Origin of the sequence: Pseudomonas tohonis, from assembly GCF_012767755.2 — a bacterium.
In the GTDB taxonomy this organism is placed as follows: domain Bacteria; phylum Pseudomonadota; class Gammaproteobacteria; order Pseudomonadales; family Pseudomonadaceae; genus Metapseudomonas; species Metapseudomonas tohonis.
On the sequence record NZ_AP023189.1, the window covers coordinates 466,803 to 487,295 of the forward strand.

The 20,493-nt window shown below is 68.9% G+C and carries 20 protein-coding genes; 8 read left to right on the top strand and 12 right to left on the bottom strand.

Features of this window, described 5'->3' with window-relative positions; genetic code table 11:
• Position 1: 1 nt before the first annotated feature.
• Both HSX14_RS02175 and HSX14_RS02180 read right to left on the bottom strand, forming a co-directional pair.
• Entirely contained in the window at positions 2-430 is a 429-nt protein-coding gene (locus tag HSX14_RS02175) for a RidA family protein (RefSeq protein ID WP_173176567.1), read from the bottom strand.
• Positions 430-1,776: a flavin-containing monooxygenase gene (locus HSX14_RS02180; RefSeq protein ID WP_173176565.1), complete on the bottom strand. Its 1,347-nt coding sequence runs from the start codon at positions 1,774-1,776 to the stop codon at positions 430-432. The genes HSX14_RS02175 and HSX14_RS02180 overlap by 1 nt, the downstream gene beginning before the upstream one ends.
• Positions 1,777-2,104: 328 nt before the next feature.
• Here HSX14_RS02180 and HSX14_RS02185 point away from each other — a divergent pair, with 328 nt between their 5' ends.
• Together HSX14_RS02185 and HSX14_RS02190 are read left to right on the top strand one after the other, a co-directional pair.
• The gene (locus tag HSX14_RS02185; protein WP_173176563.1) at positions 2,105-3,034 is read left to right on the top strand and encodes a LysR substrate-binding domain-containing protein; all 930 of its coding nucleotides are present in this window, start codon (positions 2,105-2,107) and stop codon (positions 3,032-3,034) included.
• 290 nt (positions 3,035-3,324) lie between these two features.
• The gene (locus HSX14_RS02190) at positions 3,325-4,296 is read left to right on the top strand and encodes an IS110 family RNA-guided transposase (protein WP_116858044.1); all 972 of its coding nucleotides are present in this window, start codon (positions 3,325-3,327) and stop codon (positions 4,294-4,296) included.
• 187 nt (positions 4,297-4,483) lie between these two features.
• On the opposite strand, the gene HSX14_RS02195 is transcribed toward HSX14_RS02190, so the two are convergent.
• The 5 genes from HSX14_RS02195 to HSX14_RS02215 are packed head-to-tail and all read right to left on the bottom strand — an operon-like array spanning position 4,484 to position 9,568.
• The gene (locus HSX14_RS02195; protein WP_173175259.1) at positions 4,484-5,581 is read right to left on the bottom strand and encodes a DmpA family aminopeptidase; all 1,098 of its coding nucleotides are present in this window, start codon (positions 5,579-5,581) and stop codon (positions 4,484-4,486) included.
• Positions 5,574-6,437, bottom strand: a complete 864-nt coding sequence (locus HSX14_RS02200; protein WP_173175257.1) for an ABC transporter permease — start codon at positions 6,435-6,437, stop codon at positions 5,574-5,576. The genes HSX14_RS02195 and HSX14_RS02200 overlap by 8 nt, the downstream gene beginning before the upstream one ends.
• Positions 6,434-7,339, bottom strand: a complete 906-nt coding sequence (locus tag HSX14_RS02205; RefSeq protein WP_173175255.1) for an ABC transporter permease — start codon at positions 7,337-7,339, stop codon at positions 6,434-6,436. Before HSX14_RS02205 ends, HSX14_RS02200 begins: the two co-directional genes overlap by 4 nt.
• The gene (locus HSX14_RS02210; protein ID WP_173175253.1) at positions 7,336-8,466 is read right to left on the bottom strand and encodes an ABC transporter ATP-binding protein; all 1,131 of its coding nucleotides are present in this window, start codon (positions 8,464-8,466) and stop codon (positions 7,336-7,338) included. The genes HSX14_RS02205 and HSX14_RS02210 overlap by 4 nt, the downstream gene beginning before the upstream one ends.
• Before the next feature lie 43 nt (positions 8,467-8,509).
• Entirely contained in the window at positions 8,510-9,568 is a 1,059-nt protein-coding gene (locus HSX14_RS02215) for a polyamine ABC transporter substrate-binding protein (protein WP_173175245.1), read from the bottom strand.
• A gap of 196 nt (positions 9,569-9,764) precedes the next feature.
• Here HSX14_RS02215 and HSX14_RS02220 point away from each other — a divergent pair, with 196 nt between their 5' ends.
• Positions 9,765-10,598: a MurR/RpiR family transcriptional regulator gene (locus tag HSX14_RS02220; RefSeq protein ID WP_173175243.1), complete on the top strand. Its 834-nt coding sequence runs from the start codon at positions 9,765-9,767 to the stop codon at positions 10,596-10,598.
• A 168-nt stretch (positions 10,599-10,766) separates the two neighbouring features.
• On the opposite strand, the gene HSX14_RS02225 is transcribed toward HSX14_RS02220, so the two are convergent.
• Complete coding sequence (locus tag HSX14_RS02225) at positions 10,767-13,148, bottom strand: penicillin acylase family protein (protein WP_173175241.1); 2,382 nt, start codon at positions 13,146-13,148, stop codon at positions 10,767-10,769.
• 106 nt (positions 13,149-13,254) lie between these two features.
• Between HSX14_RS02225 and HSX14_RS02230 the strand changes: the two genes are divergently transcribed.
• Together HSX14_RS02230 and HSX14_RS02235 are read left to right on the top strand one after the other, a co-directional pair.
• Positions 13,255-14,274: an AraC family transcriptional regulator gene (locus tag HSX14_RS02230; protein WP_173175239.1), complete on the top strand. Its 1,020-nt coding sequence runs from the start codon at positions 13,255-13,257 to the stop codon at positions 14,272-14,274.
• A gap of 115 nt (positions 14,275-14,389) precedes the next feature.
• Complete coding sequence (locus tag HSX14_RS02235; RefSeq protein WP_173175237.1) at positions 14,390-15,181, top strand: substrate-binding periplasmic protein; 792 nt, start codon at positions 14,390-14,392, stop codon at positions 15,179-15,181.
• A gap of 7 nt (positions 15,182-15,188) precedes the next feature.
• Here HSX14_RS02235 and HSX14_RS02240 read toward each other — a convergent pair whose 3' ends face one another.
• A complete protein-coding gene (locus tag HSX14_RS02240) occupies positions 15,189-15,770 on the bottom strand; it encodes a DUF6436 domain-containing protein (protein ID WP_173175235.1) in 582 nt (193 codons plus the stop codon).
• Between the two features lie 134 nt (positions 15,771-15,904).
• On the opposite strand from HSX14_RS02240, the gene bipL reads away from it, so the two are divergent.
• The gene (bipL, locus tag HSX14_RS02245) at positions 15,905-16,849 is read left to right on the top strand and encodes a phospholipase BipL (RefSeq protein ID WP_173175233.1); all 945 of its coding nucleotides are present in this window, start codon (positions 15,905-15,907) and stop codon (positions 16,847-16,849) included.
• Positions 16,850-16,912: 63 nt separating this feature from the next.
• On the opposite strand, the gene HSX14_RS02250 is transcribed toward bipL, so the two are convergent.
• Entirely contained in the window at positions 16,913-17,680 is a 768-nt protein-coding gene (locus HSX14_RS02250; RefSeq protein WP_111264507.1) for a DUF2059 domain-containing protein, read from the bottom strand.
• A 239-nt stretch (positions 17,681-17,919) separates the two neighbouring features.
• Between HSX14_RS02250 and HSX14_RS02255 the strand changes: the two genes are divergently transcribed.
• Positions 17,920-18,543, top strand: a complete 624-nt coding sequence (locus HSX14_RS02255; RefSeq protein ID WP_173175231.1) for a 2OG-Fe(II) oxygenase — start codon at positions 17,920-17,922, stop codon at positions 18,541-18,543.
• 12 nt (positions 18,544-18,555) lie between these two features.
• Here the strand turns inward: HSX14_RS02255 and HSX14_RS02260 are convergent, their stop codons facing one another.
• On the bottom strand, positions 18,556-19,113 hold the full coding sequence (locus HSX14_RS02260; protein WP_173175229.1) for a DUF6160 family protein: 558 nt from the start codon (positions 19,111-19,113) through the stop codon (positions 18,556-18,558).
• Between the two features lie 192 nt (positions 19,114-19,305).
• Between HSX14_RS02260 and HSX14_RS02265 the strand changes: the two genes are divergently transcribed.
• On the top strand, positions 19,306-19,803 hold the full coding sequence (locus tag HSX14_RS02265) for a 2-thiouracil desulfurase family protein (RefSeq protein ID WP_173175227.1): 498 nt from the start codon (positions 19,306-19,308) through the stop codon (positions 19,801-19,803).
• On the opposite strand, the gene HSX14_RS02270 is transcribed toward HSX14_RS02265, so the two are convergent.
• Positions 19,800-20,462: a substrate-binding periplasmic protein gene (locus HSX14_RS02270; protein ID WP_173175225.1), complete on the bottom strand. Its 663-nt coding sequence runs from the start codon at positions 20,460-20,462 to the stop codon at positions 19,800-19,802. The two genes, HSX14_RS02265 and HSX14_RS02270, sit on opposite strands and share 4 nt — an antisense overlap.
• Between the last annotated feature and the right edge of the window lie 31 nt (positions 20,463-20,493).

The following is a 20,493-nucleotide window of genomic DNA, read 5'->3' on the forward strand; positions in this document are numbered from 1 at the left end:
CTCAGCGCTGCGGCTGCCAGTCGTCCGGGATCACCGCGATCACGTCGATCTCCATCAGCCACTGGGGCTGCCCCAGGGCCGAGACCACCAGGCCGGTGGAGATGGGGAACACGCCCTTCAGCCACTTGCCCACTTCCTGGTAGACCGGTTCGCGGTAGCGCGGGTCGACCAGGTAGGTGGTGGTCTTGACGATGTGCGAGAGGTCGCTGCCGGCTTCCTCCAGCAGCTGCTTGAGGTTCTTCATGGCCTGCTCGGTCTGCGCGCGCGGGTCGCCCAGGCCCACCAGGTTGCCGTCGAAGTCGGTGCCGACCTGGCCGCGCACGTACACGGTATTGCCGGCGCGCACGGCCTGGCAGAGGTCGTTGTCCAGGGACTGGTTGGGGTAGGTGTCCTTGGTGTTGAACATGCGGATGCGGGTATGGGTGGGCATCAACTTACTCCCATGATGCTGGCTTTCTGGGCGGGCGAATCGGCCTGCGGGGCCCTGGGGCTGCCGTTCAGGCCGCCTTCCTGCTGGCGCTGCGAGGCGTCGCGGTAGGCGAGGTACTTGCGTTGGGTGGCGATGTGGTCGGCGATGTGCTTGGCGTCGTGCCACACGCCCCAGATGAAGGTGGAGCCACGGCGTGACAGCCAGGGCAGCCCGACGAAATACACGCCCGGTTCGCTGGAGACGCCGCGCTGGTGGCGGGGCTTGCCCTGGTCGTCGAAGGCGTTCACCTGCAGCCAGCTGAAGTCCACGGAGTAGCCGGTGGCCCAGATGATCGAGGTGACGCCGGCGGCGGCCAGGTCCAGCTCGAGCAGCGGATGGGTGATGCATTCCGGGTCCGGCCGCTTGCGGCGCGCCTCGGGCTCCTCCGGCAGGTCGAGGCCGTTGCGGGCGATGTAGGCATCGGCGGCATCCAGCAGCGACAGGTAGTTCTCGTCGCCCCGGGCGATGTTCTCGGCCAGGTCGTCATTGAATTTCGCCACGCCGTTCTCGAAGGATTTCGTCAGCCCCACCAGGGTGATGCCCTGGCTGGCCAGGTCGCGGAAGTCCACGGTGTGGCCGCCCCGGGCGCCGCTGACGGCGATGGTGACGTGCTCGCGGCCCGGTTGCGCGGCTTCCGCGTCCCACAGGCCGAGTACGCCCAGCCACCAGCAGAAGTCGCGGTTGCGGTAGCTGCGCGGCGGACGGTCGTGGGCGCCCACCGAGAGGTAGACCTTGCGCCCGGCCCGCATCAGCTCGTCGGCGATCTGTACGCCGGAGGAGCCGCCCCCGACCACCAGCACGGCGCCTGCGGGCAATTGCTGCGGGTTGTAGTAGGCGGCGGAGTGGATCTGGTGGAGCGCGCCCTGCGTCGGGGCGATGGCCGGGATCACCGGCCGCTGGAAGGGGCCGGTGGCGGAGACCACGCGGTTGGCCTGGATCACGCCGATGGAGGTCTCGACGGTGAAGCCCGGGCGGTCGGGGTTGCGCACCACCTTCTTCACCTCGACGCCGGTGCGGATCGGTGCGTTGATCTGCCGGGCGTAGGCGACGAAGTAGTCCGCCACCTGCTCCTTGCCGGGGAACTCATCCGGGCCGACGTCGAATTCCATGCCCGGGAAGCGGTCGTGCCAGGCCGGGCCGTTGGCCACCAGCGAATCCCAGCGCCCGCTGCGCCAGGCTTCGGCGATACGGCTGCGCTCCAGCACCAGGTGCGGCACGCCGAGCTTGCCCAGGTGTTCGCTCATGGCCACGCCGGCCTGTCCCGCGCCAACGACGAGCGTATCGATTTCTATGGTTTCAACGGTCATGTGTCTGTCCTTCTGCAAGGCGATTCGCGGTTGTCGGGCGGTGCTGCGGGGCGGGACGGGGGCGAGGCGCGAGGTGGCCGGGGGCGGACAGGCTGCACTTGCTCGCCGACCGTCTGCGCGGTCCGGGCTTCGTGAGTCGAGTGCAGCGGATGGTGCGATAGAGCTCGGCCGAGGAAAATTATTAAAAATATGCTCGGTGGATAAGAAAAAGCTCGGCAGCGCGGCAGCCCATGCCGCGGTGCCTGGGGTATGTTTCGCAGGGACGATCCCCGCCCACAACAAGCTGCCCGGCCATGACCGCAGGTGGCACGCGACGCCGAGGTGCCCCGTGGCGAACTACACCCTGCGACAACTCAAGTACTTCGTGACGACCGTGGAGTGCGGCAGCGTGGCCGAGGCGTCGCGCAAGCTGTACATCGCGCAGCCGTCCATCTCCACTGCCATCAAGGGGCTGGAGGAAAGCTTCGGCGTGCAGTTGTTCATCCGCCACCACGCCCAGGGCGTGTCGCTCACCCCCAGCGGCTCGCGCTTCTACCGCAAGGCCCAGGACCTGCTGCGCATGGCCTGGGAATTCGAGCAGAACGCCCTGGCGGTGAACGACGTGGTGGCCGGGCAGATCGACATCGGCTGCTTCGAGACCGTGGCGCCGCTCTACCTGCCGGGGCTGATCGCGGGCTTTCGCGAGCGCTACCCGGGGGTGGAGATCCGCATCGGCGATGGCGAGCAGCAGGAGCTGGTGCAGGGCCTGACCGCCGGGCGCTTCGACCTGGCGATCCTCTACCAGCACGAGCTCGACGCCACCATCGAGACCGACCCGCTGATGCCGCCGCAGCGGCCCTACGCGCTGCTGCCGGAGAACCACCGCTTCGCCCGCCAGTCCCAGGTGTCGCTGCGCGACCTGGTGCTGGAACCGATGATCCTGCTCGACGTGCAGCCGAGCCGGACCTACTTCGTCAGCCTGTTCGAGGAGCTCGGCCTGAGCCCCAACATCGGCTTCAGCTCGCCCTCCATCGAGATGGTGCGCGGCATGGTGGGGCAGGGCTTCGGCTTCTCGGTGCTGGTCACCCGGCCGCACTCCGAGTGCACCTACGACGGCAAGAAGGTGGTGATGGTGGACATCGCCGAGCCCGTCACCGGCTCCGGCCTGGTGGCCGCGTGGCTCAAGCGTGCGCAGCTGACCAAGCCGGCGCAGCTGTTCGTCGACTACTGCAAGGAGCACCTACCCGGCGGCAGCGCGCCGGTGACATCCCCGGATTGAAGTCCGGAGGCACTCCGCTTTGATGGGTTTCGTACCTCGCGGAGCGCCGCCCGACCCATCCTTGTATCTCGACTAATACCTCCACAGGGGTAATAGTCCCCGACTGATCATCGGGGGAGGGGCTGGAAGTCGTATCCATCCTTAGGCCACGAGCCTGCAACGTAGATAGTGCTCCGCCCCTCCACACTCACTCGAACAGCCCGAACGGTATCCAGAGCCTCGAGCTCGCATTCACAAGGTTGGGCCGGGTGCAGTGATGATCGCGTCTGAACGGATCGAGAGGAGAATCCATGCCCAGCGTCATCGGCATCGACATCGCCAAACACACCTTTGACCTCGCCACCCTGCAACCCAACGGCAAGTACCGCACCAAGGCCAAGCTGGCCAACGACAAAGCGGGCTTCGCCGTCTTGCGCGACTGGCTGAACAAACACAGCGAACCCGGAGCCTGGGTCGTGATGGAGGCCACCGGCATCCACCATGAAGCCCTGGCCGAATGGCTGTTGGAGCAAGGCTATCGGGTCTGTGTCCTCAACCCGGCACAAATCGCCCACTACGCCCGTAGTCAGTTGCAGCGGGTGAAGACCGACAAGGTCGACGCCAAGCTGATCGCCGAATACGGCGAGCGCCATCAGGACAGTCTGCGTCCCTGGCAACCCGAGCCCCGTGCCGTGCGGCGTTTGAAAGCCCTGGTACGGCGCCTGGAGGACCTGCGCGAAATCGAGCAGATGGAGCGCAACCGCCTGGAAGTGGCCGATGCCAGCGTCCAGGCCTCGATCCAGTCGGTGCTGGAACATATCGGTCAGGAGATCGAAGAGACCCTCAAGGCGATCGACGACCACATCGACAACGACCCGGATCTGCGCGGCAAGCGCGACCTGCTGACCAGCATTGACGGGATCGCCGACAAGACCGCCGCCCTGCTCCTGGCGGAGCTGGGCGACCCACTGCGCTTTGCCAACAGCCGCGCCGTCACTGCCTTTGCCGGGCTCAATCCGCGGCTGCAGGAGTCCGGGAACCACCGGGGACAGACACGTATCTCCAAGACGGGCTCATCGCGCCTGCGGGCCGGCTTGTTCATGCCCGCGATCAGTGCCCTGACGTACAACGAGGCTGTCAGGGCCCTGAGCGAACGATTGAGGGCGAAGGGCAAGACCGGCAAGCAGATCGTCTGCGCCGCCATGCGCAAGCTGCTGAGCATCGCCTACGGCGTCTTGAAATCAGGCCGGCCATTTGACGCAAAACTGGCCCTTGCTCACTAGAAATCAAGACGGTATCTACGAAAGCGTTCCGTATCGGCTGTGAGCCCCAGCCAACCGTAGGATGGGAAGAGCGGAGCGAATCCCATGCTGTTGCCGGGCACTCCGTTGAAGCCTTTCCCGGGCTGAAGCCCGGGCTACCTGTTGTGGGAGCGAATTCATTCGCGAAAGCGGCCCGCAGGGCCGCCTGTTACGCCGTGACCCGCCCCGCTTCCTTCAACAATGCCTTCAAGCGTTCGCCATCCAGGGCCGGGCACACGCCGGCCGGCTTCTGCATCACGGCCTCCTCGGCGGCGAGCATGGCGTTGAGGATGGCCTCGTCGGTGCTTTCCACCGCCGCCAGGTAGAGGGCGTCGATGTGTTCGTCGTTCAGGCACTCCAGGCTGAAGCGCCCGCCCGGGGTGAGCTGCGGCAGGGGGCGCGGGTTGGCCACGCTGAAGGCGAGGAAGATGTCCCCCGAGTTGTTGCCCCCCGGCGTGCCGCCCAGGCCGATGCCGAGGCCGGCGCGCTGGGCCAGGCGGCGCAGCTGGTGGGGCAGCAGCGGGGCGTCGGTGGCGAGGATGACGATGATCGAGCCGCGCTCGCGGTCGAGCCCGCCGGGTTGCTCGCCCAGGGCCTTGCCCACCGGTACGCCGAGCACCTTGAGCCAGTCGCGCTGGCCATGGTTGGCCTGCACCAGGGCGCCCAGGGTGTAGGCCTGGCCGTCGATCTCCAGCACCCGCGAGGCGGTGCCGGTGCCGCCCTTGAAGCCGTAGCAGATCATGCCGTTGCCGCCGCCGACGTTGCCTTCGGCGATGGCGCCGTCGCGGGCGTCCGCCAGCGCCGCCAGGGCGTCGGCCTCGGTGACGTGCTGGCCGTTGATGTCGTTGATCACCCCGTCGTAGGTCTCGGCCACCACCGGCATCGCCCACAGGTGGCTGGCATCCCAGGCCTGCGCGTAGTGGTCGATGGTCCAGCGCGTGGCGGCGTGGTGGACGATGCCGACGCTGTGGGAGTTGGTGATGCACACCGGGCCGACGAAGTAGCCGCCGTGCTCGATCCAGTGGGTGCCGGTCATCTCGCCGTTGCCGTTGAGGGCGTGGAAGCCCGCCCACACCGGCTGCGGCTCGCGCTCCAGGCCCCGGGGGAGGATGGCGGTGACGCCGGTCTTGATGCGCTTGCCGTTGGCGGCGACGGCATCGAGGGTGCGGTAGCCGACGCGCACGCCGGGCACGTCGGTGATGGCGTTGTTGGGGCCGGGCCGGCCGGGGACGGCCAGCCCGAGTTCACGGGCGCGTGGTTTAGCCATGGGCATTCTCGGCAGGGGACGTGGCGGGCTTGCGGTTGCGCAGGTAGAGCCCGAGGGAGGCGATGAGCAGCGAGGCGATCAGCAGCAGGGTGGCGATGGCATTGATCTCGGGCTTGATGCCGCGACGGATCATCCCGTAGATGAACACCGGCAGCGTGGTGGCATCGACCCCGGAGATGAAGTAGGTGATCACCAGGTCGTCCATCGAGATGATGAAGGCCAGCAGGGCGCCGCCGAGCACGCCGGGAAGGATCTGCGGCAGGGTGATGCGGCGGAAGGTGGTCCAGGGCGAGGCGCCGAGGTCCGCCGAGGCTTCCTCCAGGCGCGTGTCCATCCCCGCCAGGCGGGCGCTGACGATGAGGAACACGTAGCTGATGAGGAAGGTGCAGTGGCCGATGATGATCGACGTCTTGCCCAGGGGGATGCCGCTGCCGACGAAGAAGATCAGCAGGGCGATGCCGAGGACGATGTCCGGCATCAGCATCGGCAGGAACAGCAGCACCCGGTAGAAGCCCTGCAGGCGGAAGCGGTAGCGCGCCAGCGCCAGGGCGGTCAGGGTGCCGACCAGGGTGGCGATCAGCGTGGTGCTCAGGGCCACGATGAGGCTGGTGCGCAGGGCGGCCACCAGCTGGTCGGTGGACTCCACGTAGAGCGCGTTCTCGTTCAGCGCGCTGGAGAAGCCGAACAGGGTGCGGTACCAGTCCAGGCTGGCGCCGCTCCAGATCATCATGTTCACCGGGTTGGCGTTGAACGAGTAGGCGACGATCAGTGCGATGGGCAGGTACAGGAAGGCGAAGAAGGCCAGGCTGTAGCCGCCGAGCAGGCCGCGTCCGAGGCGGGCGAGGAGGGCGCTCATGCCACGCCCTCCCTGGATTGCGAACGCGACTGCCAGCGCACGTAGAGCAGCAGGAACACCAGCATCGCGGCCATGATCAGCATCGCCAGGGCGGCGCCGAAGGGCCAGTTGCGCGCGGCGAGGAACTGCTGCTCGACCAGGTTGCCGATCATCACCACCCGTGCGCCGCCCAGCAGCGAGGGCACGATGAAGTTACCCAGGCTTGGGATGAAGACGATGATCGAGCCGGCGGCGATGCCCGGCAGGGTCAGCGGGAAGACGATGCGCCAGAAGCTCTGCCAGCGGCTGGCGCCGAGGTCGGCGGAGGCTTCCAGCAGCTTGCGGTCGAGCTTCTCCACGCTGGCGTAGATGGGCATGAACATGAAGGGGATGAAGATGTAGGTCATGCCGATCAGCACGGCGGTTTCGCTGTAGATCAGGTTCAGCGGCCGGTCGGCCAGGCCCAGGGCCTGCAGGGCCAGGTTGAGGAAACCGGTGGGCCGCAGGATCAGCACCCAGGCGTAGAGCCGCACGATCAGGCTGGTGAAGAACGGCAGGGTGATCAGGAACAGGAAGAAGTTGCGCCGCCGCTCCGGCTGCCGCGCCACCCAGAAGGCCGCCGGGTAGCAGACCGCGAGCGTCAGCACCACGGTGATCGCCGCCAGCTTGAACGAGCGCAGCAGGATCTCCAGGTAGACGATGTCGAACTCTTCGTTGCTGCCGTCGGCCCAGCCGAGGATGCGGCCGAAGTTGTCCGGGTAGAAGGACCACTCCACGCCGCCGTACAGGCCCGGTTCGAGCAGGCTGTAGAGCGCCATGATGGCCATGGGCACGAGGAAGAAGCCGACGATCACCAGGGTCGCCGGGCCGAGCAGGGCCACCAGGCGCAGGCGCGCACGGGCGGCGAGGGAAAGCGCGGTCATGGCCGCGCCTCCTGCGCCAGCAGCAGGTGCGGGGCATCGGTGGCGTACCACAGCTGCACCCGCGCGCCGGCCTCGAGCGTGCTCATCAGCTCCCGCGAGGGGGCGCGCAGTACCGCCTTCACCGGGCTGCCGTGCAGGGTGCGCACGCTCAGCTCGAAGTCCTTGCCGATGAACACCTGCTGCAGCACGCGGCCCTCGATGAAGGCGTGGCGGACCGGGTCGCCCGGGCAGGCGAGGTGGAACTGCTCGGGACGCAGCATGGCCTGGAGCTTCTGCCCCGGCACCAGGTCGGTGCGACGCAGGCGCAGGGTGTCGCCCTGGGCGGTGAGGAACTCCACGGCGTCACCGTGGTGGCGGGTGACGCGGCCGTCGAACAGGTTGCTCTCGCCGATGAAGCCGGCGACGAAGGCGTTGGCCGGGCGGTCGTAGATGTCTTCCGGGCTGCCCAGCTGCTGCACGTGGCCGCCATTGAGCACGACGATGCGGTCGGACATGGTCAGCGCTTCTTCCTGGTCGTGGGTGACGAAGACGAAGGCGATGCCCAGCTCGCTCTGCAGGTTCTTCAGCTCGCGCTGCATGCTCTGGCGCAACTGGCGGTCGAGGGCCGAGAGCGGCTCGTCGAGCAGCAGCAGGGCGGGCTTGTTGACGATGGCGCGGGCCAGGGCGATGCGTTGCTGCTGGCCACCGGAGAGCTGGCCGGGCTTGCGTTTCTCCAGCCCCGCCATGCCCACCAGTTCGAGGGCCTCGGCCACCTGGCGGTTGCGCTGGGCCTTGGCCACGCCACGGATGTCCAGCGCGTAGCCGACGTTGTCGCCGACGCTGAGGTGGGGGAACAGGGCGTAGCTCTGGAACACGGTATGCACCGGGCGCAGGTGCGCGGGTACGTCGTTCATCAGCTGGCCCTGGATGCGCAGCTCGCCGCCGTCGAGGCCTTCGAAGCCGCTGATCACCCGTAGCAGGGTGGTCTTGCCGCAGCCGGAGGGGCCGAGCAGGGTGACGAACTCGTTGCCGCCGACGCACAGGTCGACGCCATCGAGGGCGCGGACGGCGTGGCCTTCCGGGGCACGGTAGTGCTTCACCGCAGCGGTGATCTGGACCACCGGTGCACTGTTGACGATGCAGGTCATGGAGAACTCCGGCGGGCGCTGGCGCGCCCGCTCTCTTGGCGGCTCAGTTGGCGGTGCGCACGCGGGTCCAGGCGCGGTCGTACTTCTTCAGGTCCTTGCCCAGGTCGTTGAAGATCTGCAGCTTGGCCATGACATCGGCCGGCGGGTTGACCTGCGGGTTGTCGCGCAGCTCGGCGGGCAGCAGCTTGAGCGCCTCGCGGTTGGGCGTGCCGTTCATCTGCTGCCGGGTGTTGAGGGCGGCGATCTCGGGGGTGAGGAAGAACTCCATGAAGCGCTTGGCGTTGGCCTTGTTCGGCGCGCTCCTGAGCACGCACATGTCTTCCTGGTACATCGTCGCGCCTTCCTTGGGGATGACGTAGGCGAGGTTCTGCGGGTCCTGCTTCACGTACATCATGGCGCCGACGAAGTAGTGTGCGGCGGCCACGTCGCCCGACTGCACCATGGGCACGCTGTCGTAGGTGAAGGCCGAGACCAGCGGCTTGCGCTCCAGCAGCCACTGCTCGGAGACCTTGAGGTCGGCGGCATCGGTGGTGTTGACCGACTTGCCGTTGACGATCAGGCCGACGCCCAGGGTCTCGCGCATGTCGTCGAGCAGGATGACCTTATTGCCGGATTCGGCCAGGGCGAAGAAATCCGCCCAGGATTCGAGGGGGCGGTCCACCTTGGTCTTGTTGTAGAAGATGCCGACGGTGCCCCAGGCGTAGGGCAGGCACTGCTCGCCCCTGGGGTCGGACTTGGCGCGGAGGAAGGCCGGGTCGATGTTGGCGAAGGCCGGGCTGGCGCCGATGTCGGTCTTCTCCAGCAGGCCCAGGGCGGACAGGGTGTCGTGCATGTGCACGGAGGGGAACACGATGTCGTAGCCGGTGGCACCGGCCTGGAGCTTGGCGAGCATTTCCTCGTTGCTGCCGTAGGTGTCCAGTGACACCTTGATGCCGGTCTCGTCGGTGAAGCGCTTGAGCACCTCGGGGTTGATGTAGTCGCCCCAGTTGTACAGGTGCAGCTCCTCGGCGGCCTGTGCGGCGCCGACGGTGAAGGCCAGGGTGGTGGCGAGCAGCGGCGCGGCGAGGCGGCGCAAAGGATGCAGCAGGGGGTGAGCGGGCATGTTCCTGTTCTCCGTTCTGGGCCCGGCGCGGCTGGCGCGGGCCTGGCTGGGGCAGCTCTTGCATGGCCGATGGGCCGAAGGGATAGCGGAAGAAACGGTATTTTTATTTTTTGCCTCGCCGTGGAGCATAAAGTATCTTTCTTCCAATATTCAATACAGTGACATTAATCTTCCAATATTGGGCGGGAACCGAGGCATGCTGGACAGCAAAGTGGAGCAGATCGAAGGCAAGCTCACGCCGAACGAACGCACCCTGTGGGCCTATATCCAGGCCAACCTGGAGACCATCGCCTTCGAGAACGGCGCCAGCCTGGCGGAGAAGAGCGGGGTCAGCCCCAACACCGTCAGCCGCTTCCTGCGGCGCCTCGGCTACAAGGGGCTGAAGAGCCTGAAGGAGGAACTGCGCGACGACATCCGCGTGCAGTCGCTGCTCAATACCACCCTGATCGAGCGGGTGGAGAAGCAGCCCGATGACCTGCTCGATCACCTCAACGAAGAGATCGACGCCCTCGTCAGCTTCGGCAACCAGCTCAACAGCCAGCACTGGCAGGACATCGTCACGCGCGTCGCCGAGGCCGAGCGTGTGTTCGTCTGCGGCTTCCAGACCATCCGCGGCCTGGCCGAGGACTTCGCCAGCCGCCTGTCGCTGGTGCGCTCGGGGGTGGAGTTCCTCGACCTCTACCGGGGCGTGCTCGGCCAGTGGGTGGACAGCCGCGACGAGCGCTGCTGCGTGGTGCTGATCGACATCGCCCCCTACGCCGATGTCGGCATCGCCTTCGCCAACACCCTCAAGGAGGACACGGACCTCGTGGTGTTCACCGACGAGTACGGCATCGCCCGGCACATCTCCACGCCCTGGATCGTCACCATGAAGACCAAGACCGGGCTCATCCTCGAATCCACCGGCGGCCTCACCAGCGCCCTCAACGTGCTGCTGCACTGCGTCGCCTCCAGGCGCAAGGGCGAACTCAAGGACCGCCTCGCCGCCTACCGGGCGCGGGTCGAGAGCCTGAAGCTGTATCGGAGCTGAGGGGGCCTTGTCCGCTGGATGGGTCTTGGTGGGCCCCCGCGTGCGGGGGGGTGACGGTGGTTGGGGGCGCTTCGCCTCACTCCGTCATCTTCGCGAGCGCGGGGGACACCCAAAGGCCCAAGGAACAGGGCCCCGCATCCGCGGGGCCCCGTCATGCCGGGTTGCGACCTACCTGGCAGGCACCAGCTTCAGCGTTCCCTGGGTATTGGCCTTCACGTCCTCTTCGCTCATGTGCATCGGCACGTACTCGCCCTTGGCGTAGCGCTCGGCCTGGTCGTCGTAGTGGCGGTCGAAGACCACGCCGCTCTGGCCCACCGGGTTGATGCCGATGGCGTGGGCCGGGTCGGCCATGTCGACCAGGCGGCGGGTGGAGGGGCCGTAGACCACTTCCCAGGGTGCCGGGCCGACGCGGTTGGACAGGTTGTTGGGCACCTCGTGGCCGCCGGGGGCGGCGAAGGGGCCGACGTTGAACAGCTTGTCCAGCGGCTTCTGCATGCCCAGCGGGTGGCCGTGGGTGAGGGTGTGGGCGCGGCCCCAGGCCCATTTCGAGCTGTCCGCGCCGAGGGTCTGCTTCAGGTGGGCGAGGCTGGCCTGCCAGGCGGCCTTCACCGTATCGGCGCGGGTCTCGCGGGCGTCGGTGCCGCGCACGTCCCACCAGGGCGAGTCGGCGTCGGCGGCCAGGCGCGGCAGGGCCACGTCGAGCACGCGGGTGGACAGCAGGTTGTCGAAGAAGGCGTCGCCCAGCTCGTCGTGGAAGGCGCCACGGGCCAGCTCGTAGACCAGTTGTTCGAAGACCGTCGCGGCGGTGGAGTCCAGCGGGTGGTCGCCCTGCCAGGCGGCCAGTTGCTCGACCAGGGCGCGCTCGGCGTCGTCGGCCGCGGCGGCGCGCAGGTCGCCCAGCAGCGGGGCGAGCAGGCGCGGGCCGTAGCCGGTGGCGGTCTCCAGCTGCAGGGCGCGGCTGTTGTCCTGGTCCCACTTCACGTCCTTCTGCGCGAGCAGCTGGTCCAGGCGCTGGCCGCGGTCCGGCAGGTTGTAGTAGCCGGGGATGGCGACGCCGGTGGGCGACTGCGGCTGGTAGTTGGCCGAGACGATGTAGCCGCGCTCGGGGTTCTCCTCGTGGGGGTTGGCGCTGAAGGGCAGGTAGCCGGGCTTGTCCGCCTCGCCGCTGGCACCGTCGAGGATGAAATAGGGGTTCACCCCGTCCGGGCGCTGCGGCAGCCTGGCCGAGGCCCACCAGCCGATGTCGCCGGCGGCGTTGGCCCAGACGACGTTGAGGCCGGGGGCGTGGATCTTCTCGGCGGCGCTGCGGGCCTTGTCCAGGGTGTCGGCGCGATTGAGCTGGTAGAAGGCGTCGAGGATGGGGTTCTCGGTTTCGAGGAAGGCCCACCACATGGCGATCGGGGTCTTGCCGGGGGTCGCTCCGAGGGCGTCGTTGACGATGGGGCCGTGGGGCGAGCGGCGCAAGGTCAGCTTCACCGGCTCGGCGTCCTTGACCTGGATGGTCTCCTCGCGGCTCTGGAGGTCCACCCACTGGCCCTGGTACCAGATCTGGCCGGGGTTGTCCGGGTTGACCTTCTCGGCGATCAGGTCGAGGTCGTCGTTCTGGAACATGGTCAGGCTCCAGGCGAACTGCCCGTTGTGCCCCAGCGATGCGGTGGGGTTGAGCGCCTGGTAGTGGCCATAGAGCTCGAAGCCGGGGTAGGAGGCCTGGGCTTCGTACCACACCGCCGGGACGGCGAAGCGGATGTGCGGGTCGCCGGCCAGCAGGGGCTTGCCGCTGGCGGTGCGGCTGCCGGAGACGGCCCAGGCGTTGCTGCCCTCGAACTGCGGCAGGCCGGCTTCCACCAGGGCCTGGTGGCTGAGGCGGGCGAGGCCGTTGAGGGCCTGCCAGTCGCTGGCGGCGAGCTTCTGCCCGACCACGCCCTCGGGGTGCCAGTCGAGGTCGAAGGCCTTGAGGTAGTCGGCGCCCAGTTCGTCACGCACGTAGGTCAGCACCGGCTCGGTGCGGAAGGCGGCGGCGAAGCTGTAGGCCATGTAGCCGGCGACGGAGAGGGTGTCTTCCACCGTGAAGGGGCGCCTGGGGATGCCCAGCAGGTCGAATTCCACCGGTGCCGGGCGGCTGGCCTGGTACTGGTTGATGCCGTCGAGGTAGGCGGTCAGCGCCTGGGCGGCGGGGCTGTCCATGTCCATTTTCTTCGCGTAGACGGCGGCGTGCTGGCGCAGCTCCAGGGTGCGGAACATGCGGTCGGTATCGACCAGGCGGGCACCCAGCACCTCGGCCAGTTCGCCACGGGCGAGGCGGCGCAGCATCTCCATCTGGAACAGGCGGTCCTGGGCATGGACGAAGCCCAGGGCGCGGTACATGTCGGCCTCGTTGGCGGCCTGGATATGGGGCACGCCGCGTTCGTCGTAGCGGACGCTGACCGGCGCCTGCAGGTGTTCCAGGGCCAGCTCGCCGTCGCGCAGCGGCTTCTTGCCCTGGGCGTACCAGGCGCCACCGGCGGCCACTGCGGCCACGATCACGGCGAGGGCTGTGAGGGTGCGTTTCATGGAGGGTTCTCCTTGTTGTAGTGGGCGCATTCTGCGCAGCCGGGAGCACGCTCGCATTGACCAAATGCAGCGAAGCGCAAAGCATAGGGTCAAAACCGGAGGCCCCATGATCCCGCCCCTGCTGCCACGCACCGCGCTCACCCATTCCTCGACCCTGCGCCGCCTGCTCTACGAGGCGCTGGCCGAACTCGGCCTGGACCCGACCGACACCTACCGCCGGGTGTACGGCCAGCCGCCGTCGGTGCCCTGGCTGGACGGCCGCGAGGACCACGACAGCGCGCCGCGTTTCTGGCAGGCGCTGGCAGCCATCACCGGCGACGAGGACATCGGCCTGCACCTGGCCGAGGTGATGCGCCCGCGCCCCATGGACGTGATGGGCTACCTGCTGCAGTCGGCGCGTGACCTGCGCCAGGGCCTCGACGCCTTCGTGCGCTACCAGCATGTGGTTTCCGGGGGCTTCGCCGCGCGCCTGGAGGAGGACGGCGAGCAGGCGCGCCTGGTGATCGACCTGCACTACCGGGGCATCGGCCACCTGCGCCAGCAGGTCGAGTGCGTGGCGTTGCTGATGCAGCGGACCCTCGCCAGCATCATCGGCGGCCCGTTGCCGGTGCTCGGCGTGACCTTCCGCCACCCGCGCCCGCGGCGTCTGGGGGAGCATCGGCGGCTGTTCGCCATGGAGCCGTCGTTCGGCCAGCCCCACGACGCCCTGGTGCTGCCCCGCGAGCTGCTCGGCCGGCCCCTGGGCAGCGCCAGCCCGCGGGTGTTCGAGGTGCTGCTGCAGGAGGCCGCGCTGCAGCTGGAGCAACTGGTGGAGAACCAGTTGCTGGAGCGGGTGCGCTACTGGCTGGCGCTGCACATGGAGCGTGGCGAATGCACCCTGGCCGCCTGCGCCGCCGCGCTGGGGCTCGGCCGCAGCGCCCTGCAGCGCAGCCTGGCGGAGCAGGGCAGCAGTTTCCGGGCGCTGCACGACGAGGCACGGCGCATGCGCGCGCGGGAGCTGCTGGCCGAGGGGCAGGGCATTCGCGAGGTGGCCCGGGCCTGCGGCTTCGCCGAGCTGTCGCCCTTCTACCGCGCCTTCCGCCGTTGGGAAGGGGGCACTCCGCGGGGCCTGGGGCGCGACGCCTGAGCGCCTGCGCTGGACTATGCTCGGTCAACCGCTCGCGCGGTGAACCGGCGTATCAGGGAGGGAACGCCGTACGGGCAGGGAGGCGGTCGATCCCACCCGGACGAGGGTTGTCGGGATGTCCTACCGACTCATCGCAGGTTGCCTGCTGGCGGCCAGTCTCGGTCTCGAAGCTTCCGAGCCGGTGAAGATCTGCCTGGGCGACAGCAACGAATGGCCGCCCTACACCTTCTGGGAGCGCCGGGATGGCCAGGCGGACCGCGAGCGCCTCAGCGGTTCGGCGACGACCCTGGTGCTCACTGCCCTGGATCGCCTCGGGCTGGCCTACCAGGTGACCTACTGGCCCTGGGCGCGGGTGCAGCAGGAGCTGGCCGGCTTCGCCGAGCGCGGCCGTTGCGAGATGACCTGGGACGCCAGCTACACCCGCGAGCGCGCCGCCTTCGCCCACTACAGCGAGCCGCTCTACCGCACCCGCCTGGGGCTGTTCTATTCGAAGCAGCGCTTCCCCCGCTCCCCCGGCATCAACGGCGCCGCAGCCCTGAGCAACTTCCGCCTGTGCGGGGTGATCGGCTACAACTACGAGCCCTACGGCCTGGTGCGCGAGCCCACGCGCTACGCCAGCGTGCAGCAGAACCTCGACCTGCTGCAGCACCTGCGCTGCGACTTCTTCCCCAGCGAGATCGAACCCCTCTACGGCGGCATCGCCCTGGGGGCGTACCAGGCGCACCCCGACCTCGGTTTCGTCGAGCTGCCGGCCAGCAAGGCTTTCTACCTGCTGCTGAGCAAGGGCTCGCCCCGGGGCGAGCAGCTGCTGCAGGCACTGAACCGGGAATTGCAGGTGTTGCGCGAGAGCGGCGAGGCCGAGGCCATCTTCCAGCGCTTCCAGCCGGTGCAGTTGAAGGAGCGCTGAGCGCAGGTCAGTGCGCTGTTTCGTCGGCCCAGGCGCAGAAGCAGCCGACTGCCAGGGTGTTGCTGGCCTCCACCGGGCGATCGGCCATCAGCGCTTCGAGCACCGGCTCGATGAAGCTGTTGGCGGAATTGCAGGTCAGCCCCTCGCTGTAGGGGCCGAAGTAGGCGAGGCGGCCCTGGCGGTCCCAGATCGCCACCGCAGGGCTGGCCGGCAGTTGCTCGCTGCCCGGCAGTGCCTCGATCTCGCGCAGGGCCTGGAGGTTGGCCGGCAGGTTCCCCTCGCTGCCGGGCTTGCGCACCCGGTAGAAGTCGACGCCACGTGGCCCATAGCGTTCCAGCAGTTCCGCCAGGTGCTGCTGGTTGCCGACGTTGCAGGGGCAGGCCGGGTCCCAGAAGTGCACCAGGCGGATGTGGCCCTCGCCGGCCAGCGCCGCCGGCAGCTGCAGGTTGGCGCCGGAGAACACCGCCGCGCGCTGGTCGAAGGGGCGCAGGTAGTGGCCTTCGAACCACCAGAAGGCGACGGCCATGGCCACCAGCCAGAGGGCGACGAGGATCAGGCCGAGCAGGGTCTTGCGGGTGGGGCGGCGCATGGGGGAACCGGTCAGGTGGGGGCCGATAGCTTGCCATGAGCGGCCGCTCAGCTGAATATCGGCAGCCTTCGCCGCCCGTGCTGCCGTGACCGCCCGGTCCGGCCGCGCCCCTGCACAGCCCCTTGGAAGTACCGATGCCAGACGCCCCGAACCCCGATCAGCTGCGCGCGCTCCTGCGACCCTTGGCCGCAGAGGGGGACGAGCCGGAAATGTTCAGGGCCTACCGTGCCTACTACGGGCTGGACTTCCCGGCGCGTGGGGACGGCGTGCGCAGCCGCCTGGGCTGCGTGCAGGTCGCCGGCTATTGCGTGGCCACCCAGGCCTGGTGGCCACGGGAGCCGCGCGGCACGCTCGTGTTGCTGCATGGCTACTACGACCACATGGGGCTTTACCGCCACGTGATCGACTGGGCGCTGGGGCTGGGCTTCGCGGTGATCGCCTGCGACCTGCCGGGCCACGGCCTGTCCAGCGGCGCGCCGGCGAGCATCGGTGACTTCGCCGAGTACCAGGCCACCCTCACGGCGCTGCTGGGCGAGGCCGGGCGCCTGCAACTGCCCGCGCCCTGGCACCTGGCCGGGCAGAGCACCGGCGGGGCGATCATCCTCGACTTCCTGCTCAACGGCGCGGTGCCCGACGGGCTCGGCCGCAGCCTGCTGTTCGCGCCCCTGGTGCGCCCCCGCGCCTGGGGCTGGTCGAAATTCAGCTACCGCATGCTGCGGCCCTTCGTGGAGTCCATCCCGCGGCGTTTCAGCGTCAACTCCAGCGATGCCGAGTTCATCGACTTCCTCCACAACCGCGACCCGCTGCAGCCGCGCAACCTGCCCACCGCCTGGGTCGGCGCGCTGGCGCGCTGGGTGCCGCGCATCGAGGCGTCGGCGCCCTGTGGGCACAGCCCGCTGGTGATCCAGGGCGACGCCGACATGACGGTGGACTGGCGGCACAACCTCAGGGTGCTGGATGGAAAGTTCGCCAGTCCCGAGGTGCTGATGCTGGAGGGGGCGGGGCACCACCTGGTGAACGAGGCGGCGCATTACCGAGAGCGCTATTTCGCCTTCCTGCGCGAGCGCCTGGGGCTCTAGGTCGGCGTCGAGCCGCCGCGAGGTGCGGCATGCGCACTGCGGCAGCTCGAAGAGAGGACGGGCTCAGTAACCCTGCTGCGCCGGCGCCAGGCTGGCGGCGTCCTGGCCCACGGCGAGCCCGGCACGCACGGCGGCCAGGGCGGCCTGGTAGTAGGCCTTGCCCTGTGCGGACTCGGCGAAGGTGACGAACTCCTCCAGCTCCGGATCGGACAGGTCGCGATAGACATAGAGCAGGGTGTTGTCGAGGTCGTTGCTGATCTGCTGCATCACCCGCTGGCGCTGGCTTTCCAGCAGGCCCTGGGCCTGGCCGCCGCCGAGCAGGCCGGGCAGCATCTGGCTGAGGCTGTCGGCGGCGACCCCGGCCAGGGCCAGGCTGACTTCGGCACCGGCTTCCTTGGCCGGCAGCGCCTGGGCCAGGTGGCGCACCTGCAGGCGGCGGGTGGCGCTGGCGTCGATGCGCGGCAGGCCGTTGGCGTTCTTGGCCAACTGGTCGCGGCGGGTGGCGAGCACTTCGGCGGCGGTGATCTTGCGGCCCAGTTCGGACTGGAAGAAGGCCAGCGCGGGGCGCGGGTCCTGCAGCTGGCTGCGCAGGGCGGCCTGGGCGCGCTGGTCGATGGCCTGGGCCTGGAAGCGCTGGTTGCTGTTCTCCACCAGCGCCTGGTAGACGGCGGGTGGCAGGGTCTTCTGGTAGCGCTGCTGGGCGGCCGCCAGGGCGTCGTTGAAGTGCGCCCGCTGCTCCGGCCAGCCCGCCGCCTGGTACAGGCTGGCGTGGTCGTCGGCCAGCGCCGGCAGACCGATGAGCAGGAAGGTGACGGCAAGAAGCAGGCGCATGGTGACTCCTGGAGGCGCTATCCGGTGTTGTTCTAGGACCCCGGGGCTGCGGGTTCGGTTCGGCCGGGGGGATGGGCTGCATGACGGGAGGGGGCGGCTGCCGGGGCTCCGGCCATGATGGCGCGGGGGCTATTCTCCGTGGTGCTGCCGGGGCTTGTCGAGGCGCGCAGGGGGTGGAGTCAGAAATTTATCAGAACGCTGTAGGCGGCATTCTGCGGCCTGATTAGAATGCGCCGACCATGCCGAATCCCCACGCTTTCATCCCCTTCGAGCCCACCAGTGACGACATCGCCCAGCGCGGCTGGTCGTTGCAGCGGGACGCCATCGACGCCGATCTGGTCGCCGCCCTGGCCCGTGAATGCCGTGCCAGGGCGGCGGCGGGCGAGCTGAGCCCGGCGGGGATCGGCCGTGGCGATGGCCAGCAGGTGCGCGAAGGCATCCGTGGCGACCGCATCGACTGGCTGGAGCCCGGCCAGGCCGAGCCCTGCGATCGCTACCTGGCGCTGATGGACGAGCTGCGGCTGCGCCTGAACCGCGAACTGTTCCTGGGGCTGGAGGACTTCGAGGCGCACTTCGCCCTCTATCCGCCGGGCGCCTTCTACCAGAAGCACCTGGATCGCTTCCGCGACGATGATCGCCGCGCGGTTTCGGCGGTGCTCTACCTCAATCCCGAGTGGTTGCCCGGCGAGGGCGGCGAGCTGCGCCTGTACCTGGACGACGGCTCGACGCGCGACGTGCTGCCCGAGGCCGGCACCCTGGTGGTGTTCCTCTCTGGCGAGCTGCCCCACGAGGTGCTGCCGGCCAGCCGCGAGCGCCTCTCGCTCACCGGCTGGTTCCGCCGCCGCGGTGACGGCCCGCTCTGAGGTGCGCGGGGCTCAGTGGCCCCAGACCTTGATGGTGCCGCGCAGGTCGACGATGTCGCGGATCTCGATATTGCCCAGGCTGCTGTCGCCCACGTACATGTCGGCGCCGACCCGCATGCGGATGCGCTGGGCGGGCAGGCCCGACTGGAGCAGTTGGTCGTTGATGGTGGTCAGGTCCGGCAGGGTGAGCACCAGTTGGTCCTTGCCGCTGGCGTTCTTGACCACGTCGATCATCAGGGTCGGCTGGTTGACGCCGAAGATCGGCAGGGTCAGGCCGAGCTGCGCCGGCCCCAGGGCGAAGCTGCCGCCGGCGCCATTGGGGCAGGCGCTGGGGCTGTCGCAGCCGTTGTCGATGCGGATGTTGCGCAGCGAGGCGCTGTTGCCGCTGTCCGTCCAGCTCAGCTTGTCGATGCGTGCCATCACGTCCAGGCGGATGCTGATCCCGGCCTGGCCGGTGACGTCGGCCATCTGCTGGTTGTCGAGGGATTCCATGGCGGCCTGGCCGGTGGCGCAGAACAGCAGGGCGGAGCAGGCGAGGAGCGGGTGCAGGATCGTTCTTGTTATGGGCATGACGGCTGTCCTTCGCGGGTTGGCCGGCGCAGTCTGGTGAGACCCCTGCCGCTGCGCCAGTGCCCGCTGGCGCTTCCCGCCTAAGGATGGGCCAGCCAAAGGCTGGCGCCGGCCCGCGCAGCCGGGGGGTGTTACGTGCGGTGACCGTCGCGGCGTGGCGCGCTAGGCTGGCGCCCTTCGAGGAGTGATTTCATGCAGAAGATTCTGGTCAGCCGCTGCCTGTTGGGGCAGCGGGTGCGATATGACGGCGGCGCCCACGGGCCCTTCGATTTGCTGCAGCGCTGGCAGGACGAGGGGCGCATCGTGCCGGTGTGCCCGGAAGTCGCCGGCGGCCTGCCGACGCCCCGCGCGCCGGCCGAGGTGCCCGGTGGGCAGGGGGCGCAGGTGCTGGAGGGGCGGATGCCGGTGCTGACCGACGGCGGCGAGGATGTCACCGCCGAGTTCGTCGCCGGGGCGCGCATCGCCCTGGAGCTGGTGCGCCGCCACGGCATCGGCGTCGCGGTGCTCAAGGCGCGCAGCCCTTCCTGCGGCAACGAGGAGGCCTATGACGGCACCTTCAGCGGCACCCGCGTGCCGGGGGAGGGGGTGACGGCCGCGCTGCTGCGTGCCGAGGGCGTGCGGGTGTTCAACGAGACGCAGCTGGACGCCGCCGCCCGCTACCTGGCCACGCTGGAGGGCGCGCCGGGCTAGTACTGCTCGGAATCCCCTGCCGGCTGGGGTTGCGACGCCGGCGGCGGTGCGGGCTGCTCCGTCGGGGTGCCTGCGTCGGTCGTGGGCGCCTGGCCTTCCAGCCATTTGCGCGAGAGTTCGTCGAGGCGGCCGCTGCTCTTGAGCTTGCTCAGGGCGTTGTTCAGGGCGCTGCGGAAGGCCGGGTTGTCCTTGCGGAAGGGGATCGCCTGTTCCTCTTCGCTCTTTTCGTCTGGCTGCGCGGCGGGCTTGCCTGGCGCCAGGGACTGGGTCAGGCCGCCTGCATCGGCGCCGCCGGCGAGCTGCCGGCCGCCGCCCTTGCCGTAGGGTTCGCTGAAGTCCAGTTGCTGGTCCTCGCGTGCGGCCTGGGCCTCGCGGCTCAGCACGATGTCGACGTTGCCGCTGCGCAGGCCGTCGAGCAGCTTGTCCCGGGGCACGGGGATGAAATCCGCCTTGACGTTGAGTTCGTCGGCCAGGGCGTGGCCGAGTTCGACCTCGTAGCCGGTCAGCTTGTCTTCCTGGCGGAAGCTGTAGGGCGGCGCGTCCTCCACCAGGGCGATCCGCAGGCTGCCGCGCTCCCAGACGTCGTCGATCAGGTCGGCACGGGCCAGGGGCGCGACGACCAGGGGGAGCAGGGCGAGCAGGCAGTGCAACAGGCGCATTTTCAGGTAAACCTCTGGTTCTTCTCGATGG

Coding starts and splice junctions, on each gene's coding strand:
- HSX14_RS02190 (WP_116858044.1), top strand. CDS start 3,325: ATGCCCAGCGTCATCGGCATCGACATCGCCAAACACACCTTTGACCTC.
- HSX14_RS02250 (WP_111264507.1), bottom strand. CDS start 17,680: ATGCGCCTGCTTCTTGCCGTCACCTTCCTGCTCATCGGTCTGCCGGCG.
- HSX14_RS02205 (WP_173175255.1), bottom strand. CDS start 7,339: ATGACCGCGCTTTCCCTCGCCGCCCGTGCGCGCCTGCGCCTGGTGGCC.
- HSX14_RS02260 (WP_173175229.1), bottom strand. CDS start 19,113: ATGCCCATAACAAGAACGATCCTGCACCCGCTCCTCGCCTGCTCCGCC.
- HSX14_RS02180 (WP_173176565.1), bottom strand. CDS start 1,776: ATGACCGTTGAAACCATAGAAATCGATACGCTCGTCGTTGGCGCGGGA.
- HSX14_RS02195 (WP_173175259.1), bottom strand. CDS start 5,581: ATGGCTAAACCACGCGCCCGTGAACTCGGGCTGGCCGTCCCCGGCCGG.
- HSX14_RS02230 (WP_173175239.1), top strand. CDS start 13,255: ATGATCCCGCCCCTGCTGCCACGCACCGCGCTCACCCATTCCTCGACC.
- HSX14_RS02265 (WP_173175227.1), top strand. CDS start 19,306: ATGCAGAAGATTCTGGTCAGCCGCTGCCTGTTGGGGCAGCGGGTGCGA.
- HSX14_RS02220 (WP_173175243.1), top strand. CDS start 9,765: ATGCTGGACAGCAAAGTGGAGCAGATCGAAGGCAAGCTCACGCCGAAC.
- HSX14_RS02270 (WP_173175225.1), bottom strand. CDS start 20,462: ATGCGCCTGTTGCACTGCCTGCTCGCCCTGCTCCCCCTGGTCGTCGCG.
- HSX14_RS02240 (WP_173175235.1), bottom strand. CDS start 15,770: ATGCGCCGCCCCACCCGCAAGACCCTGCTCGGCCTGATCCTCGTCGCC.
- HSX14_RS02255 (WP_173175231.1), top strand. CDS start 17,920: ATGCCGAATCCCCACGCTTTCATCCCCTTCGAGCCCACCAGTGACGAC.
- bipL (WP_173175233.1), top strand. CDS start 15,905: ATGCCAGACGCCCCGAACCCCGATCAGCTGCGCGCGCTCCTGCGACCC.
- HSX14_RS02175 (WP_173176567.1), bottom strand. CDS start 430: ATGCCCACCCATACCCGCATCCGCATGTTCAACACCAAGGACACCTAC.
- HSX14_RS02210 (WP_173175253.1), bottom strand. CDS start 8,466: ATGACCTGCATCGTCAACAGTGCACCGGTGGTCCAGATCACCGCTGCG.
- HSX14_RS02235 (WP_173175237.1), top strand. CDS start 14,390: ATGTCCTACCGACTCATCGCAGGTTGCCTGCTGGCGGCCAGTCTCGGT.
- HSX14_RS02225 (WP_173175241.1), bottom strand. CDS start 13,148: ATGAAACGCACCCTCACAGCCCTCGCCGTGATCGTGGCCGCAGTGGCC.
- HSX14_RS02215 (WP_173175245.1), bottom strand. CDS start 9,568: ATGCCCGCTCACCCCCTGCTGCATCCTTTGCGCCGCCTCGCCGCGCCG.
- HSX14_RS02200 (WP_173175257.1), bottom strand. CDS start 6,437: ATGAGCGCCCTCCTCGCCCGCCTCGGACGCGGCCTGCTCGGCGGCTAC.